At 47.3% G+C, this 19948-nt stretch carries 11 protein-coding genes; 10 read left to right on the top strand and 1 reads right to left on the bottom strand.

What is annotated here, in order from left to right; genetic code table 11:
- Positions 1 to 236 precede the first annotated feature (236 nt).
- The 10 genes from D7D25_RS07035 (at position 237) to D7D25_RS18790 (ending at position 18706) form a co-directional block, all read left to right on the top strand.
- Positions 237 to 3419 (top strand): SusC/RagA family TonB-linked outer membrane protein, encoded by a 3183-nt coding sequence (locus D7D25_RS07035; RefSeq protein WP_370453842.1) that lies wholly within the window; start codon positions 237 to 239, stop codon positions 3417 to 3419.
- Positions 3420 to 3430: 11 nt separating this feature from the next.
- Positions 3431 to 5302: a RagB/SusD family nutrient uptake outer membrane protein gene (locus tag D7D25_RS07030; protein ID WP_122968309.1), complete on the top strand. Its 1872-nt coding sequence runs from the start codon at positions 3431 to 3433 to the stop codon at positions 5300 to 5302.
- A 27-nt stretch (positions 5303 to 5329) separates the two neighbouring features.
- Entirely contained in the window at positions 5330 to 8158 is a 2829-nt protein-coding gene (locus D7D25_RS07025; RefSeq protein WP_122968267.1) for a SusC/RagA family TonB-linked outer membrane protein, read from the top strand.
- A 28-nt stretch (positions 8159 to 8186) separates the two neighbouring features.
- The gene (locus tag D7D25_RS07020; protein ID WP_122968266.1) at positions 8187 to 9974 is read left to right on the top strand and encodes a RagB/SusD family nutrient uptake outer membrane protein; all 1788 of its coding nucleotides are present in this window, start codon (positions 8187 to 8189) and stop codon (positions 9972 to 9974) included.
- A 31-nt stretch (positions 9975 to 10005) separates the two neighbouring features.
- Positions 10006 to 11034, top strand: a complete 1029-nt coding sequence (locus tag D7D25_RS07015) for a DUF5627 domain-containing protein (protein ID WP_122968308.1) — start codon at positions 10006 to 10008, stop codon at positions 11032 to 11034.
- 130 nt (positions 11035 to 11164) lie between these two features.
- The gene (locus tag D7D25_RS07010) at positions 11165 to 13378 is read left to right on the top strand and encodes an endo-1,4-beta-xylanase (protein ID WP_122968265.1); all 2214 of its coding nucleotides are present in this window, start codon (positions 11165 to 11167) and stop codon (positions 13376 to 13378) included.
- A gap of 72 nt (positions 13379 to 13450) precedes the next feature.
- Positions 13451 to 14605, top strand: coding sequence for an endo-1,4-beta-xylanase (locus D7D25_RS07005; RefSeq protein ID WP_122968264.1), 1155 nt, complete (start codon positions 13451 to 13453; stop codon positions 14603 to 14605).
- Between the two features lie 25 nt (positions 14606 to 14630).
- Positions 14631 to 15878: an SGNH/GDSL hydrolase family protein gene (locus tag D7D25_RS07000; RefSeq protein WP_122968263.1), complete on the top strand. Its 1248-nt coding sequence runs from the start codon at positions 14631 to 14633 to the stop codon at positions 15876 to 15878.
- Between the two features lie 156 nt (positions 15879 to 16034).
- On the top strand, positions 16035 to 18116 hold the full coding sequence (locus D7D25_RS06995) for a carbohydrate-binding protein (RefSeq protein ID WP_122968262.1): 2082 nt from the start codon (positions 16035 to 16037) through the stop codon (positions 18114 to 18116).
- 158 nt (positions 18117 to 18274) lie between these two features.
- Positions 18275 to 18706: an esterase family protein gene (locus D7D25_RS18790; RefSeq protein WP_122968261.1), complete on the top strand. Its 432-nt coding sequence runs from the start codon at positions 18275 to 18277 to the stop codon at positions 18704 to 18706.
- A 103-nt stretch (positions 18707 to 18809) separates the two neighbouring features.
- On the opposite strand, the gene D7D25_RS06985 is transcribed toward D7D25_RS18790, so the two are convergent.
- Positions 18810 to 19574: an NUDIX domain-containing protein gene (locus D7D25_RS06985; RefSeq protein ID WP_255417223.1), complete on the bottom strand. Its 765-nt coding sequence runs from the start codon at positions 19572 to 19574 to the stop codon at positions 18810 to 18812.
- Positions 19575 to 19948 lie beyond the last annotated feature (374 nt).

Below are 19948 nucleotides of genomic sequence, written 5' to 3'. Positions count from 1 at the left end.
GATTTGATAGTCTCTGAATTTGATTAGAAAATCATATATGATAGGTGTGGTTTATACTCATAGTTTGTATCTTTTACAATATTATTAATCATTTAAATACCAGTATTTTATTGTGTTAAATTAAGGTTCAATAGAGGCTAAATATCAAAATTGATCGTGAAAAGATATAATCCATGAACCCATGATTGAAAACAAGTCATTAAATTATTCCAGTGAAAAAACTTAAATGTCTATGAATGATGAAAAAAACATTTCGTACAATTAATCAGATTTATTCCTCGGTGAAATATAGGGGGAAATGGTTGCTGATCTTGTCTTTAATGCTCATTGTTTGTGGTATGACCGCCTTCGCGCAAAGCAGTATCAACGTGACAGGGCTGGTGACGGATCAATCTGGCGAACCGATCGTCGGTGCCACAGTCACCCTACAGTCAAACCCTTCTATTGGTACGGTAACTGACATCGATGGAAAGTTTTCGTTACAGATCCCATCAGGAGATCAAACGTTGGTTTTCTCTTTCATCGGGATGGTAAGACAAGAGATCCCATTACAAGGAAGACAAATTTTAACCGTTCGGTTGGAAGAAGACACCACGATGCTTGAAGAGGTTGTGGTGGTCGGTTTCGGACAGCAGAAAAAGGAGAGTGTTGTAGGGGCAATCTCTCAGACTTCCAGTAAAGTTCTTGAGAGGACGGGAGGAGTAACGAGTCTCGGACAGGCGTTGACAGGTAATCTTCCGGGAGTAGTCACCATGACTACTACCGGAAAACCGGGAGAGGAAGATCCGGAGATTACCATTCGTGGGGTGAGTTCTTGGAACAGCAGTGAACCGTTGATATTGGTTGACGGCATTGAGCGACCGATGAGTGGCATAGACATCAACTCCGTCGCTACCATTTCTGTATTGAAAGACGCTTCTGCCACAGCTGTATTCGGCGTTCGTGGCGCGAACGGGGTTATCCTTGTCACCACCAAACGGGGAGAAGAAGGCAAAGCGAATATAGACATCAATGTCAGCACTACGATGAAGACCTATTCAAAATTGCCGGAGTTGATGGATTCTTTTGATGCGTTAATGCTGCGAAACAGAGTCATCGAAAATGAACTCGGTTATGCTCCAGAGCAATGGGCCAATTACAAACCGCAGTTAATTATTGATAAATACCGTTGGCCCGCGAATCTGGAAGAGTTTGAACGCTATCCTAATGTGGACTGGGTTGACGAGTTGCTGAGGAATGTGGCCTTCTCCTATAATGCCAATGTCAATGTCTCGGGTGGAACCCGCTTTGTAAAATACTTTACCAGTTTGGATTATGCGCATGAAGGAGATATATACAAGACCTTCGAGAACAACCGCGGATACAAGACCGGTTTTGGCTACCACCGTATCAACGTGCGTAGCAACCTTGATTTTTCCCTGACCAAGACAACCCAGTTGAGGGTTAATCTATCGGGTTCACACGCTGTCACCCAGGGGACGAACTACAATGATTATGAGAATCTTGTTTGGGCGGCGTTTTACGGCATCTCTCCCGATTCCTTCAGACCGAAATATAGCGACGGTTCTTTCGGTTATTACCATCCCAATCCCACGCAGGCGGCCACTAATTCTATGGAGAACTTGAGCGTAAACGGGGTAGGGTATACCACCAACGACCGGCTCAATACCGACTTCACCTTGGAACAGGATCTCGGATTCCTTCTCAAGGGACTTTCGTTACAGGGAAAACTGGCGTTTGACAACAGTTTTCGGGAAGTGAATCGTGGCATTGACGATACCAATGACTGGGAAGACAATCCACATAAATGGATTGACCCGGAAACGGGACAAGTATATACCGACGTGACGGTTGACGGGAACAATAAATTTGATTACCAGAACAACATCGCATGGATGACTGATGCGGGTTCTGTAAATAACGATCAGACTTACCGCAGGCTGAACTACTCCGCACAGATCAATTATAATAATATATTTGGGGAACACTCCGTCGGTGCCATGGGCAATTTTAGCCGTGAAGAGTATTCCAGAGGAAGTAATCTTCCGATTTTCCGTGAAAACTGGGTATTTCGCACAACCTACGATTTTGCCAGGAGATATATGCTGGAATATAATGGTGCTTACAACGGATCAGAGAAATTCTCCCCAAGATACAGGTTTGCCTTTTTTCAGTCGGGTGCAGCCGGATGGATGCTCACCGAGGAGCCTTTCTTCAAGAATCTCAACCTGAAATGGGTGGATATGTTGAAATTTAGGACCTCTTACGGTCAAATTGGTGATGACAAGATAGGATGGAACGAGTTTGCGAATCGCTGGCTCTATATGGATACATGGAGTTATGGCGGTGCTTTCAACCAGGCGTTGACGGGAATTAATCCAACTCAGAGCCCTTATCAATGGTACTATGAATCGCAGGTAGGAAACCCTAACGTGCAATGGGAAGTCTCCACCAAGCTGGATGTTGCCCTCGATTACGCCCTCTTTGGTGGTGTGATCTCCGGATCACTGGATTATTTTAGTGAGAACAGATCAAATATCCTGCTGGAAGGTAATCGGCGTTCTGTTCCCTCCTATTACGGAGCCACGGCCCCTATCGCGAATTTAGGAGAGGTGGAAACCAAGGGATATGAACTTGAACTCCGATGGAATAAACCCGTCAACCCTGATTGGCGCCTGTGGGGAAATATTTTCTACACCCACGCTAGAAACAAGGTGATCGAGGCCGATGATCCCCAACTGTCGCCCGAATACCAGAAAGCGGCCAATAAAGCAATCGGACAGGTATATGCTCATGTGGATTACGGTTACTATAATACTTGGGATGAGCTCTATGGCAGTACCGGCCATGATGAATCGGACGATGCGCGCATACCCGGCAACTACATTATTCTCGATTATGACGCAGACGGTATTATTTCCACGTTCGACAACATTCCCTACGGGTTTACCAATGTTCCACAGAACACCGTGAATAGCCAATTCGGCGTGGATTACAAGGGATGGAGCTTTTTCGTCCAGTTCTACGGGGTCAACAATGTGACCCGCTATGTAAATCTCTCCAGCTTGGGAGGGGTTAGGAATACCGCCTTCAGGGAAGGAACCTACTGGTCGAAAGACCATACAAACGCCGATGTCCCGCTTCCCAGATGGGGTACCATTGCAAGCGGTTATTCCAACGGCACCCGTTTTTTGTTTGACGGTTCCTATGTCCGTTTAAAGTATGCGGAACTATCGTATACCTTCAGCCAGGAACAATGGCTGAAGAAAATGGGATTGAACAGCCTGAAACTGTTCATCAACGGGAACAACCTGTTCTTATGGACCAAAATGCCGGATGACCGTGAGTCAAATACAGGAGGAAACACCTCCTATCCGACCCAGAGACGTTTTAATCTGGGATTAAGAATCTCTTTATAACCCAACACATGATGAAAACAAAATCTATCTTTTATCTATACATTACAGCGGTGTCACTGTTATTCAGTGTTGCGTCATGCACGGACTATCTGGACAAGGAGCCCGGCTCCGTAATCTCTCCAGACGACGCCTACAAAAATTTCACCAATTTTCAGGGATTTGTTGAGAGAATGTATCATTTGACGCCCGACCTCGCAAAACATTACTGGGTGAGCTCATTCAATTGGGGAGAAGACGAAGTGGTCACCATAGGAAACGGTGAATACCTGATGGGATTCAGTATTGACAGGGGAAACTACCGGGATTATTTTAACAATCGCACCAGTTTTCTCGACAGGAGCTGGAGTCCGGAAGGCGATCGGTTCAATAAGTCTATCTGGGGCGGTTCGTGGTACGGCATACGCGTGGCCAACATGGGGTTGGAAGCGATCGCTGAAGGGAAAATGACTGACGCCAACCAGGATGAACGGGATATGATTGCCGGACAATTATATTTCATGCGGGCTTGGTTTTATTTCCAACTCACCCAGTATTGGGGCGGTCTTCCATATCTGGAGAGCGTGCTCCCCAGCGATGAGCCCTTGACACTCCCGAGGGAAACATACCGGGAAAACGCGGAAAAGATGGCGGCTGATTTCCAGAAAGCCGCTGACCTACTGCCCGTCAACTGGGACGATACCGAGATCGGTCGCCGCACGTCCGGAAATAATTCGCTGAGAGCCAATAAAATATGGGCCCTTGCCATGTTGGGGAAAACTTACCTGTATGCCGGGAGTCCGCTAATGGCCAACGGCATCAACGGTCCCCGCACCTATGATGCGGAAATGTGTAAAAAGGCGGCTGACACCTTCGGTAAATTACTAAGCATGGTCGAAAACGGAGAAACTCAATATGCCCTGGTGAATTTTGAGAATTACACTTCACTCTTCTATACCATACAGCAGAACTGGCTGATGCCCGGAGGCACCGAAGCGATCATACGCAGCCCCACCTATGGCCCCGACTCATTTTGGCGCCAGATGAATTCCTACCAACCTTCGCCCATTGCACAGGGTGATGGTATCGTATTGGCTCCTGCAGCCAATTATGTCAATTATTACGGTATGGCGAATGGTATGCCACTCAACGATCCGGAATCGGGATTTGACAAGAATCATCCATGGAAAGGCAGAGATCCCCGGTTTTATCATGATATCGTCTATGACGGTGTCAAGGTGGTTTCAGGAACTATCACCAATCCGAGCGACGAAGTGTGGCGATATGCTAATCTCTACACCGGGGGGAATTATGCAAATGATCCTCGTAACGTTAGCCGTACGGGGTATCTTAACTATAAGTTTATCCCCATTGGAGCGAATATATGGGATAACACCTACGGATATAGTTACGCGACACATCTCCATTTGACGTGGGTGCGTTTGGCTGATGTGTATTTAATGTACGCTGAAGCAGTTGCCCAAGGGTATGGGTCGCCGAGGGGAAAAGCGACCAATTTTTCCAAAAATGCCGTTGAAGCGCTCAATGCAATCCGTACTCGGGCGGGCGTGGGAGATCTTGCCGACAAATATACCTCGTCTCTGGAAGGATTTATGAGTGAACTACGCAGGGAACGTGCCGTGGAACTGGCGTTTGAAGGCCATCGATTCACCGATCTCCGCCGATGGCTTTTACTCACGGAGTATCCTTTTAACATCAAGACCAAGCAGGAGTTTAACCGTGCTACTCCACTTGACACGAAAGCCGATCCGAAAGAAAATGCCGTCCTGAACTGGAGAGAAGAGGTCATTACGACACGTAATCTCACGAATAAGCATTACTGGCTCCCGTTCAAAACAGCTGATGTCAGCTTGTATCCGGAGTTTTACCAAAATCCGGGATGGTAATAAATTGATAACTAAAAAAAGTCTACGATGAAACATAAATATATTGGTCTCGCAATTTGTATTGTTTTTGTTTTCCATGTCCCGCGGACTGCCGCCAAGCCGGATTCCGCAGATGCCATGACATGGGAAAACGATACTGTACGCAAAAAAGTGGAGGTTGCGTTCCGCGCTATAGACGAACAAGACCTGATGGGGGGAATATCTGTCATTGATGTGGAAAAGATGACGAATAAAGCATATACCACCTATAGCTTGAGTTTTGTGGAGAATCTGATAGGCGGCGTAAGCGGAAATATTTGGGGTATGGACGAGTATCTGGTCGTTATCGACGGGATGATCCGCGATGCCAACAATGTGTTACCCACCGAGATTCAGCAGATTACTGTCCTGAAGGGGGCGGCCGCGGTAGTCCTCTACGGCAGCCGCGCCGCAAAGGGTGTGATCCAAATTACAACCAAACGTGGAAAAGAAGGAGATCCTACTATCCGCATTCGTGCCAATACGGGGATCCATACACCAAAATCCTATCCCAAATACCTGGGTTCGGCCGAGTACATGACCCTCTACAATGAAGCGCGTGTCAATGACGGGTTGGATCCCAGTTTTTCTATTGAAGAGATCTACCGGCATGCTTCCGGTGAAAACCCCTACCGCTATCCGGATCTCAACATGTACGCATCGGAATACCTCCGTAAGATGTACAACCGCTCGGAAGCGATCGCGGAGATCACAGGAGGCAACCAACGCGTGAAATATTACACTACTACCGGGTATTCCCGCGAAAACTCATTGTTGAAAGTGGCCAACAATGCCGATAATTACGTCAGTCGCCTGTTTGTTCGTGGAAATTTGGACATAAATATACGGGACTTCCTTACAATACAAGCAGATGCCAACGTAACATTTTATGATTCTTATAGTGCCCGGGGCGATTGGTGGGCAAATGCCGCCACCCTGCGCCCGCACCGCGTTTCACCGCTTATCCCGCTGAGTTATCTGGAAGAAAACGACATATTCTCATGGCCTACCATTCATGCGAGTAATTATATCATCGACGGGAAATACTTCCTTGGGGGAACACAATTACACCCCACCAACCCGATTGCGGATGCGTATGCCGCCGGAGACAACAAGTTCGTAAGCCGCCAGTTTCAGTTCAACACCCGGTTCGACCTCAACCTCAAATCGTTGCTCGAGGGGTTGCATTTTCGTGCCAAATACGGTATTGACTATGCGTCGACCTATAATCAGGGATATTCCAACGAGTACGCCACCTTTGAACCGCTGTGGGTCGATTACGCGGGCACCGACATGATTGGCAGCGTTACCCAATACGGCACCGACAGAAAGACCGGGGACGAGATCATCAGTAATTCGGCTTACCGCTATACCTACAATTTTTCCGGGCAGTTTGATTACACCCATACCTTTAACAGTGACCACAACGTGTTCGGTATGATTGTGGCAAATACATGGCAGAGACAAGAAAGCGGCCAGTATCATCGGTTGACAAACGTGAATCTAGGTTTACAGGCTTCTTATAATTTTCAACAAAAATACTACCTGGATTTCAGTTCGGCATTCCCTTACTCCGCCAAACTCCCGGAAGGGAATCGACTTGGTTTTTCACCGACAGTCACACTCGGTTGGCGTCCGGTGAAGGAGGACTTCTTTGGTGAGTCCATGTTCGACGATCTGGTGCTGACCGTTTCGGGTGGTATTATAAGCCAGGACATGGATATTGCTACCGACGACAACCCGATGGGCTACTATCTCTACAAAACCGTTTTGGAACGGAGTGGGTGGTACTCCTGGGCCGATTTGGGAGGCGAAGCGGCTACGTCATTCAATCGGGGTGAAAGTCCCGACATGACGTTTGTGAAGAGAAAAGAGTTCAACCTGGGGCTTCGCGGTTCACTTTGGAACCAATTGCTGACATTTGACTTCAATTATTTCACAGGCAAAATGGATGGAGACATTACGCAGCCGCATTCCATCTATCCCATCTATTTCACACAAGTGGGCTATCCTACCTCCTCAATCATGCCCTATATCAATTATAATATCGACGATCGTTCCGGTTTTGATTTCAGTATGTATCTGAACAGGAAGGTCAGCGAGGTGGATTTGACATTGGGTGTGAATGGCATGTATTTCACGAGCAAGGCCGCTAGACGCGACGAAAGTTTTGAATTCGACCATTTGAGTAGGGTCGGTCATCCGGTGAATGGATTGTGGGGCTTGCAGAACCTTGGTTTCTTCAATGATCAGGCCGATATCGACAACTCGCCAGAACAAAAATTCGGGGAGCCAAAGCCGGGCGATATCAAATACAAGGATCAGAATGGAGATAATATCATCGACTCCAATGATGAAGTGTTTTTGGGCCGTTGGGACACACCCTTCCGTTTAGGCCTCAACTTTACAGCCAAGTGGCACAACTTCACCTTCTTCGCCATGGCTGATGGATTCTTTGGCGGGTATGGCTTAAAGAACAGCTCCTACTATTGGGTACGTAGTGACAACAAATATTCGGAGATTGTACGGAACCGCTGGACGGAAGAAACCAAAGATACGGCAACCTATCCCCGGCTCACTACCACAAATGGTGACAACAATTTCCGCAATTCCGATTTTTGGTTATACAAAACAGACCGCTTGAATTTGTCACAAGTACAGTTAACGTACGATATTCCGGAAGCCTCTTTACAGGGATCGTTTATCAAAGGTGTCAGGGTTTACATGAGCGGTTACAATTTACTGACCATCTCAAAAGAACGCAAACACTTTGAAATGAATATAGGAAGTGCGCCACAGACACGGTTCTACAATATCGGAGTAATAGGTACTTTTTAATGATGTAATCAGAAAAATGCATACTAACATGAAGAATAGAAATAGAATATCAATAGTCGCCCTATTTGTTTTGTTCGTATTTATGCAGACAGCTTGTCAGGACATGTTCGAACCGGCTATTGAAAATCATAAAAACGACGACGACCTGTATAATATGCCGGCATGGGCCACCGGTCTGCTGGGTCATGCATATATCAGTAATCCGTTGGGATCCTGGTCCTTTAACGACGTGGCAACTGACGATGCAGTTTCCAACAACCCCAACAACGGATACCGTTTAATGGCCACCGGTTCTTGGAGATCGAACAACAACCCCATGGACAGATGGCAGTATCTACGCGCGTCATGGCAATACCTGAATCTATTCCTCCATATTGCCGATGAGGTGAACTGGGCTGAAGACCCACTGGTGGCCGACATGTTTAAAGACCGTATGAAAGGAGATGCTTTTGGAATGCGGGCGCTTTACATGTACCATCTCCTAATGAATCATGCGGGATGGGCAACCGACGGACAGTTATTGGGAATCCCGATCCTTACCGAACCGGAAGACCTCTACTCGGAATTTAACCTGCCCCGCAATACATTCCGGGAGTGTGTCGACCGGCTTAACGCCGATGTCGACTCCGCCATCATGCTGCTCCCCGACAATTACGGAGCCATCGATGATGATAACCTGGTGCCGGTAAAATACCGGGCAAAAGGCGTGACCGCAGGACAATATACCCGTGTTTTCGGGGACAATGCGAAAAACAGGATGAGCGCCCGTATAGCCAGGGCGGTACGTGCGCAGATGGCATTGCTTGCTGCCAGTCCGGCCTACAGCGAGGGTTCGAACGTGACGTGGGAAGAGGCGGCCAACAACATGGCAATCGTACTCAACGGGCTTGGAGGCAACCCCATCGCCGAGATCGACCCGGACGGGAATAAATGGTACAGCAATAGTAGTACGATTGAAAACCTGCTTGCAGGTGTGAATCCAAAAGAAATATTATGGCGCGGAAACAAAGAAAACAACCTTACCCTTGAACGGGATAATTATCCCCCCACTTTGTTTGGAAGCGGCCGGGTGAACCCAACTCAGAATCTGGTGGATGCATTTCCCATGGCAAACGGTTATCCCATTACTGACCCCGACAGCGGATATGACCCCTCGAATCCCTATACCAACAGGGATCCACGCCTGGCATTGTACATTATTCGAAACGGAAGTACCGCTGGTCCTCAGAATACGGTCATTACGACCGCTGCGGACGGGGGCGACAATAACGCGCTGAACAGGACAGAAACCTCAACAAGAACCGGTTATTATATGAAAAAACTGTTGAGTCAATCCGTCAACGCGAATCCCAGTTCCGAAACCCCCGCTTACCATTACAAACCATTCATCCGCTATACTGAAATTTTTCTCGGGTATGCAGAGGCAGCCAATGAAGCATGGGGGCCTGGTGGTACCGGAACGAACAGCTACTCGGCGTACGATGTGATCAAAGCAATCCGTCAACGAGCCGGGATAGGTATCGATAACAACGACCCTTATCTGGAATCCGCGAGAAACGATAAGGATAAGATGAGGGAACTGATACACAACGAACGGCGTCTGGAACTCTGCTTTGAAGGATTCCGTTTCTGGGATCTCCGCCGCTGGAAAAAGGATATTACTGAACCAGCCAAAGGGGTGAGTATAAGTGGGGGAAACTATACCGTTTTACCGCAGGTAGAAAGACGCGTCTATCAGCATCATATGTATTACGGCCCCATTCCTTACGGGGAAATAATTAAGTTCAGCAATCTGCTCCAAAATGAAGGATGGTGAAACGATCCAGAATATTAATAAAATGAAGAAAATGAAAAAGATAATATTTTTAGTACTATCGGCAGTAATTACATCCGGAATTTTCATTGGATGCCAGAATGGTGAATGGGAATTTCCCGATTATGAATTTTCGGCCGTATATTTCGCTTATCAGAGCCCTATCCGTACTATCTGTTTGGGTGAAGATGTGTTTGATACCCGTTTGGATAATGAGTATAAGTGCCAGATCATGGCTACAATGGGCGGGGTTTATAAAAACAACGAAAATATTGACATATCGATCAAGGTGGATAACGCATTGTGTGACGGATTGGTTTTCGATGACACTGGCGAAGATATTCTTCCGATGCCTTCCTCCTATTACACTCTTTCGTCTGATAAGATAACGATCGAGAAAGGAAGCATATTGGGAGGGGTGACCGTACAACTGACCGATGCGTTTTTCAATGATCCGAAATCACTCGTCACCACATACGTGATCCCCGTGGTAATGACCGGTGTAAACAATGCTGACAGCATTCTCTCAGGGATTCCGTTGATTGATCATCCCAGGCGGGGAGTATCCTCCCACTGGGACGTACAACCCAAGGATTACGTGCTCTATGCAGTGAAATACATTAATCAATATGATGCAAACTATTTACGCCGTGGCAAGGACACCTTTTTGGGAAGCCAGGCTGGTACAAAAATCCGTCATGCGGAATTCGTAGAAAAGGATGAGGTTGTCACAGATATTTCTACCCGTTCGCTCAACAGCGTTGCCTGGCAGCACCGGACAAGAGACTTGAACGATTTGGCGTTGAACAGTACGCTGCTGCTCACCTTCGATGACAGTGGCAATTGCACTGTCACATCCAGCACAGAAGGGATCTTGGCAAACGGAACCGGAAAGTTCGTGCCCAAAGGTGACAAAAACAGTTGGGGTAATACGGATCGTGATGTGCTCTACCTTGAGTATTCGATTGATTACGGTGATATTCAGTGTGCCACCACAGATACACTTGTAGTCCGCGACAGAGGGATGAGAGCCGAGTGGTTTACCTCAGGGTTGAAAGAATAAGCAGTTTTCCAAGTAAAATCGGATGAATATGAAACCGACATGTTTGCAATAATCATTACACACCCCAAGGGAATGATTATTTTGCACATCAAAGGTTCCATGTGCCGAAATAAAAAAATAAACTAATCGTATGAAACATAAGAATATTTTTCAAGGAGCTTTTATCTTGCTATTGGTTTTGTTCATTTCCTGTGTGGATGATGCGGAACTATTGTTTCAGGTAGATAAACCGGCTTCTATTGAAGCGATGGAATACCTCAATGGTTACGGCGCGCTGAAAAGCCATGTCGACAGAAGTGCCCATCCCGGCTTCAAGCTGGGTGCCGGCGTAGTCGCTACAGATTATATCAAGCAGGGTTTAGTGTACCGTTTCATCAATGCCAATTTTGATGATGTGACGGCGGGAAATCTCATGAAGTACAGTTCGTCGGTAAGTGACGACGGTTCTATGAACTTTTCACAGGTAGTGCAATTTGTCGAAGCTGCGAAAGCCGCCGGCATCTCCATTTACGGACATACGTTGCTCTGGCATGCCCAGCAGAATAACAAATACCTGAACAGCATTCTTGCCGACAGGGAGATTGAAATCGATCCGAGTGACGCGAACAACGCTCTTCACATGAAAACACCGGAGCCAAAGGCAAATACATGGGACTGGCAGATTTATTATGACTTGGCGGAACCGTTGACGACGGGGGTGGCATACACCCTCAAAATGCGGGTGTTTGCCTCGGAAGCCTTTACCATGGACTTCTGGCCTACCGACGGATCAAATGTGAAGTACGGGTTGGCCATCCCGGTAAGCGACAAATGGGCCGAAGTCATCATCAACTGGACCGCGGAGTTCGCCGCCAACCGGTTGCAGTTCTGTTTTGGTAAGTTTGGCGGCGATCTCTATTTCGATGATATCTCTTTCACTGCATCCGGCTCGGAAGAAAACCTTATCCCCAACGGCTCTTTCGATGAAGATGACCTGACGGGTTGGGGAAAACCGGGATGGCATGGTTATTCATATTCGATAGTACCCTTGGCGGCTGCTCCGACAACATGGTGGACCAATCTGGTGAGCAACAGCGATTGTGAAGATAATGATCTCTCCAGTTTTTTCGCTACGGAGAGTAGAGATGGACCAAAAGCCGCCACTTTTGGAGCCACAGGGACCGGTGCCGGTGGTATCGGCCGGTCGATTGTTGTCCAGGCTGGAGACAATCCTGTCAACAATTGGGATACCCAGTTTTTCGTCAAAGTGCCCCATGTATTCGAGACCGGCGATAGTTACCGCTTCAGTATGAAGATCAAGGCTGATAAACCGGCTCCATCTGAGTCTCAGGCGCATAAAAATCCGGGTGAATACCTGCACTGGTCGATGGTGGGAAGCCCCAATTTCACTACCCAATGGCAGGAATACTCCAACTCCGGCGTTATATCGGCTGATCAAAACGGAATGAGCACGATCGCTTTCAACCTTGCCGTATTTAAAGAGGCCAATACTTACTATTTTGATGACATATGTTTTGAAATTGAAGAGTCAGGAAACAAGATACCCCTTACCCCGGAGGAAAAGGCAGATACGCTCACCCGGGCGATGGAAAACTGGATTGCCGGTATGATGGAAGCATGCGACGGTTATGTCACAGCATGGGATGTGGTAAATGAACCTCTCTCAGGTAGTGATTTGGACGGTGATGGCCTCTACGATCTTCAATCGGTGAAAAATGTTTCGGAGTCTGACGCTCAGAATAATTTCTACTGGCAGGACTACCTGGGCGACAACTACGTGCGCGTCGCCGTGGAGCTGGCACGTAGACATGGCCCCCCGGAGATGAAACTTTTCGTGAATGACTATAATTTGGAGTCTGACTGGGATGATAACCAGAAATTGAAAAGCCTGATCAAATGGATTGAAAAGTGGGAGTCGGACGCTACTACCGTCATCGACGGTATCGGAACGCAAATGCATATCTCCTATTACGAGAATCCCGCGATGCAAGCCAGCAAGGAAGAGCATATAGTGAAAATGTTTCAGTTATTGGCCGAAACCGGAAAATTGATCAAAATCACGGAACTGGACATGGGGCTTGTCAACGAAGAGGGTCACTCGATACCAACCGAGATGGTGACCGAGGAACAGCACAAGGCAATGTCCTCGTATTACAAATTCATCATTCAGAAGTACTTTGAGATCATTCCCGCTGCCCAACAGTTTGGCATCACACACTGGTGTCCCACGGACAGTCCTAAAGACTCCGCATGGAGAGCGGGACAACCTGTAGGATTGTGGACGGAGAAATACAGCCGTAAACACACCTATGCCGGATATGCCGACGGTTTAAGCGGAAAATAGCTTTTCCTCTTGATAACATGTTTTGTCAAATCGAACAATACATCTATTAGATTCTAAAAGACAGATACGATCATGAAAATTTTAACAACCATTTTTTGTTTCCATCTGATATTGTCATTGGCTTGCTGTGGCAACCCGAAAGCAAGTGATAAAGAAGCCTCTTGTTCGCTCAAGGAGGCGTTAGGCGACAGGTTCCATATTGGAGCCGCTCTGAATATAAATCAGATACGAGGCTATGATACAGCCTCCCTGAAAATAGTACAAGACCAATTCTCTTCCATCGTGGCGGAAAATTGTATGAAGAGCATGTATCTGCAGCCGGAGGAAGGCCGGTTTTTCTTTGACGATGCGGATAAGTTCGTTGCCTTCGGGGAGCAAAATGACATGCTTATAATAGGACATACCTTAATCTGGCATTCCCAGGCACCGTCATGGTTTTTCACGGACGACCGGGGAAATGATATATCTCCCGAAATTCTGAAAGAGCGTATGAAAAATCATATTTATACGGTGGTCGGACGTTACAAGGGAAGAATACACGGCTGGGATGTGGTGAATGAAGCGATCCTGGACAATGGTGAGTGGAGGAAAAGCAAGTTCTATGAAATATTGGGTGAAGAATTCATTCCGTTGGCATTTCAATATGCGCATGAGGCAGATCCCGATGCCGAGTTATATTACAACGATTACAACGAATGGATAGGGGAAAAGAGGGATGCTATCGTGGATTTGGTAAAAACGTTAAAGGAAAAAGGCCTCCGTGTCGATGGTGTCGGAATGCAGGGGCATATCGGAGTGAACAACCCCTCCACCGATGAATACAGGTCGGCAATAGATGCTTATGCCGCGGCCGGAGTAAAAGTGATGATCACGGAATTCGATATGAGCGTATTGCCTTCCCCGCGTCGCGACTTTGGGGCCAATATTGCTGATACCGAGCAATTCAGGGCCGAAATGAATCCCTATCCGGATGTTTTGCCTGACTCCGTGGCTATGCGATGGCATGAAAAGATGGTTGCCTATTTTACCTTATTTTTGGATCAGAGCGATAAAATTTCACGGGTAACGATGTGGGGGGTAACAGACAGGGATTCGTGGAAAAACGACTTCCCCATGAGAGGACGCACCGATTATCCATTGCTTTTTGACCGGAAATACCAACCCAAACCGATTGTCCGCGACATCATGGACGCGGCAGCCACAAGAGAAAGTACTCCCGGAAAATAGATTATAACATGCATTTCTTACGGTTATGGACATATTCAAAAATGAAAACCCCATTCCCATCATAGTAGGCAGCTTTTTCTTGCTGTTCGTTTTATCCGCCTGTGCAATACTCAGGACGGAAATGCCAAAGGACGGGAACCCGCACCTCTGGACGGGAAGCTGGACTGCCGCCCCTCAGTTGGTGGAACCGGGGAATATGCCTCCTTTCCCGGGGTTGGCAAATAATACTTTGCGCCAGGTTATAAGGGTTTCCCTCGGCGGTGATAGGGTCCGGTTACAATTTTCCAATGCATTCGGCAATGCGCCTGTCACAATACAATCCGTCGTAATTGCCCCTGCAAGGGAAGACGGTTCCGTTGACGCGGCCACGCAGAAGGCATTACGCTTTGAAGGGAATGGACAGGTGGTCATTATGCCGGAATCGGTTGTTGTTTCAGACCCGCTGGCTTTTCATTTGGCGCCGGGATCAAGGCTTGCCATCACTATCGCCTTTGGCGAAACACCGGAGGAGATAACCGGTCATCCCGGATCACGAACTACCTCTTTTCTGGTCGAGGGAAATCAGTGCGCGTCAGATGAGCTCACGGGAGCCGTACTTACAGACCATTGGTATGTTATCAGTGGTTTAGAGGTGCTTGCCTCACCCGCGGCTGGTGCCGTTGCTGTGTTGGGCAATTCCATCACCGACGGGCGCGGATCCGGAACAAATAAACAGAATAGGTGGACTGACATCCTTTCGGAAAGGTTGTTGAAAGATCCCCAAACAAGCCGTATCGGCGTACTCAACCAGGGAATAGGCGGTAATTGTGTGGTGCGAGGAGGATTGGGCCCCACTGCCCTGGATCGGTTTGACCGGGATATCCTCTCGCAAAGCAACGTGCGCTGGCTGATCATCCTCGAGGGGATCAATGACATTGGAGGCATTTCTTCTGCTGAAGAAGCACCGAAGATGGCGCAAACACTTATCGAAGCTTATTCATTGATGATCGACAAGGCGAAAGCGAAAGGTATGAAAGTATACGGCGCAACCATTCTCCCTTTTGGAGGATCGTTTTATGATACTGACTTTCGCAGGCAGGCGAGGGATACGGTAAATGAGTGGATACGACGAAGCGGACGGTTCGATGCTGTGATCGATTTTGACGAAATCATGCGCAACCCGACTGACCCGGCCGCCATCCTGCCCGATATGCATGACAATGATTTTCTTCATCCTAACGAAGCGGGGTATCGTAAAATGGGTGAATATATTGACCTGAATTTGTTCAAATAGATCCCCATGCGGAAGTATTATAATGTGGAGAAAATAATTTTGAGAATGCGCATGATCATAGGATGTTTGTGCCAATACATGAGTATCCCTCCATTCTCTAAAAATTAAACTGGTAGATATTTCATTTCAAATACGATAAAGATGATTCAATGTAACATGACAAAAAAGATCCTGGTATTATTGGGTTTAATGGCCTTACCATGTGTTTCCACCGTGGCCGGAGGGGAAGATAGTCCGGCGCCCGATAAGAAGATAAGTGAGAAGTTTGTCCACCGCTCCCTGGGAAATCCGTACCTTCCCCTCTGGGAGCATTTGCCGGACGGCGAACCGCGGGTCTTTGAAGATCCCGATACGCCAGGTAAATACCGGGCTTATATCATCGGTTCTCACGATGTGCGTTATTCAAGCTATTGCGGACCCGATATCCGGATATGGTCGGCACCCGTGGAAGACCTTGCCAGTTGGAGGGATGAAGGTCCGGTGTTTACCTATGAGGTGGATGGAAGATGGGATGTGATGTACGCCCCGGACCTTGTGGAGGTGAAACGCAAAGACGGGACCAAGGAATATTATCTTTACCCTCACAGCAGGGGGCCGCATAGGGAGGCCATGGTGGCTAAGGGTAGCCGGCCGGATGGACCGTTCACGCCCGTCAACCTGACAGCCGACGGTCAGCGTACCGTCCCGGGAAGCGTCCTCGGTTTCGACCCTGCCGTCCATGTCGAATATGTTACCGACCCCAATGATCCCGATTATGAGGTTGGTTTCAGGGCCTACGGATACTGGGGATTCCAAAAATCTTCCGCGACTGAACTGGACCAAAATACCATGTATTCGGTGAGGCCGGGAACCCAAATCATTGAACGTTTTTTGCCTGCGGGTAAAAAATACGGGGAAATACGGGATCCGGAAGGGACTGATTTCCCGCGGGTTTATCCGGGTGAGGACATGGGTAAGTTCAATTTTTTTGAAGCATCCTCCATCCGCAAGGTGGGAAATAAGTATGTTACTATTTACAGCGGATATTCAGGTCCGGATTATGGTATTGCCAGTTCAAATTCCACCTTGCGCTACGCCGTCGGGGATTCACCTTTGGGCCCATGGAGGATTGGCGGCGTGTTGGTAGACTCCCGTGCCCCGGTTCTCAACCGGGATGGTACCGCCATCGTGACATCCAACGCGGGACACAATACCCACGGCAGCATAGAGGAGATAAACGGTCAATGGTATGTGTTCTATCACAGGCCACCGAGAGGATTTGGATTTGCCCGACAGGCAATGGTCGCCCCCATCTCGGTTACCTGGGACGAGAAACTGGTGTCGGAAGGCGGAACGGTCACCATCAGGGCGTACGATCCGTATGCCAAAGATCATATACGCACAGTCAGGGACGGCAAAGGGAACGAATATACCGGAGCCGAAGTCACTTCGGAAGGGTTTCACATCTACGGGCTCGATCCCTACCAATATTATTCAGCGGGCTATGCCTGTTATTTGTCCGATATCAATCTCCAACAGGATTCATGGGATATATGGGATAACCATATGCCTGTCAGTGATGTGGGAAACGGGCACATTGTCGGGTATAAGTATTTTGGGTTCGGAGGCCTTCAAGAAGATAAAAGCGGGTTGAAAGCTTTCGAGGGTACGAAAAAAGGGAATAAAACGGCATTTAACCTTTTCCTTACCGCGAAAACCCCTGACGCATTTAAGGTACATATATGGCTGGATGGACCTTGGGATAATGCCATTTGGAAAGGGACAAAAATAGGGGAAATCAATGTGCCGGCCAATATGACACAAGAGGTTGCGAAATGGAAGGTCGACGTGTCTACATTCGTCGATCACCTGGAGGGTAAACATGCTATCTATCTGGTGGCAGAGGGTAAACCCGAGGAACCGCTTTTCGATTTGATCGGGCTTGGATTCAGTGCCGGGGAAAAAGAAATCACTCGTCCCGTACCTCCCTCTGTGCGGATACAGGTGAACGGAGAAGGGGTGCCGCTGCCGGAAATGCCGGTGAGATCTACCGAAACCAACGGAATCGTCGGCTATGACCTTTATGAGGTCTCCTGCCCGCGCCCTTCGGGATCCGACGCAATCCCGGTGGTGACGGCCTCGTCCGATAATCCTGCCGTAAAAGTGGATGTCACCCAGGCTTCCTCAAGAAACGGGAAAGCCATGGTGAATTTCGATTATAAGGGATTGGTGAAAACTTACCATATAGCCTTTGAATGATAAATGTCCGAGGATGAGAGTGTGAAGAAGATGGCTTTTATTCCGGGGGAATGGTTGTTTTGCACATCAAAGGTTCCATATACCGAAATAAGACAATACAATACAATACAATACAATACTCATATGAGACGAGCATGATAATAAATAATTTTAGAGATATGAAACAATTGACTGTTTTCAGTTTTCTGCTTTTCTGCTACGTGGCGACGGGCCAGAATTTCAGAAGTGCGCCTGGAGGATACGATATGGTTCGCGAAGGGATACGGACCGGAAAAATAGACACCATCTCTTATCCTTCTGCAACGGTGGGAACAACGCGCCGGGCATTGGTCTATACTCCTCCCGGGTATTCGAAAAGCGAAAAATATCCGGTGTTGTATTTGTTGCACGGCATTGGCGGTGACGAAAAAGAGTGGTTCACCCACGGAAAGCCGCAGATAATCCTTGACAATCTGTATGCCGACGGGAAAATTGCTCCGATGATTGTGGTGCTGCCCAACGGACGGGCAATGAAAGACGACAGGGCGTCGGGGAATGTCATGGCGCAGGATCTTCAAACCGGTTACCGAGGAACTGATAGAGCGTTATAGCAATATCCCCGGCAGATGACACTTCACACGGGTGGCTTACCTGCCGGCGTTCTTTTTACACGGTAATCGTTTCCCCGCGCGCGAGCCGAAAAGCCTGATTCTCTCAGAACCCGTGCTTGTTTCTTTCTTTTGTTGCTTTTTTCTTGTTAAACCGGTACAGCCTGGGAGCCCGGTAAGGGACATTTTTCTGTACCTCATCGAGTTGTTCCAGTCCCTCGATAAGCAGTACCTTTTTCTGAAAATTGCGTACATCCGACTTTGTCTCGAGTATCAGGTCGTATAAATTACGAAGCTGTGTCATAGTGAATTTGCGGGGTAATAGTTCGAATAACATGTAAGGCTGGAGCATTACCTGATGGCGTATGTACCTTAGGGCTTCTTCCGCGATCGAATTGTGGTCGAAGGCCAGTTTCATGGTGCCCAGCGATTCGATGTCATACCATCTGGCCGTGGTATTCTCCGATTCAAAGATGATTTTCCGGCTTATCTTGATCAAGGCCAGATACCCTACGGTCACAATACGTCCAATTTTCATTTTAGTTGTTTTCTCAAGCCAGTTCCTGTCTCTGGGGTTGCCAGTCCTCTGGGGATCACCAAAACTATGGAACTGATGCAGGAAAATGTTTTTCAGTCCGGTAAGTTCATTGAGGACCCGTGTCGCGGCCGTGTCAAGATCTTCATCCTGATAAATAATGCTGCCGGGCAGTTTCTTATCGCTGTAATTACCATTTACCTCACTGATTGTGCGTTCGATCAAAAGGATTTTCAGCCTCTCCCCGTCAAAACCGAAAACAACACAGTCGACAGAGACATGAGGATTATAAGGGAGCGGCGCCGATGGGGGAGGGGACATATGAATGTTTGTCATAAGATTCTCTTTTTCAGTACAAAATTATTCTATTAATTTTACTTGTACAAGAAATATAAAGAAGAATCCTCTTATTTTATTATTTATGTTTTTTTTGTTATTTTATTCTTTTGAAATAGAAATATATTCATATATTTGCAAAATATAATATCTTGTATATATGTATAAAGTACAATAAGTTTTGATTTTTTTTATTCTATTATTGAATTTAATAGGCTCATAATTAATCGATACTACAAGATGTTATTGTGATAAATACATGAAGTAAATACGTTGTATTGACAAGTTAATGGTAAATGTAAAAGAATTGATCCGGCATATTCTTGCACGTTTTGCGATGATAGGGGAGTAGGGAAGAAGGGAGCGGTGATAGG

The sequence above is a fragment of the Proteiniphilum sp. X52 genome, assembly GCF_003712195.1.
Classification (GTDB): Bacteria; Bacteroidota; Bacteroidia; order Bacteroidales; family Dysgonomonadaceae; genus Proteiniphilum.
Note: the sequence above shows the minus strand (reverse complement) of the source record. Positions and strands in the feature narration are given on the sequence as shown.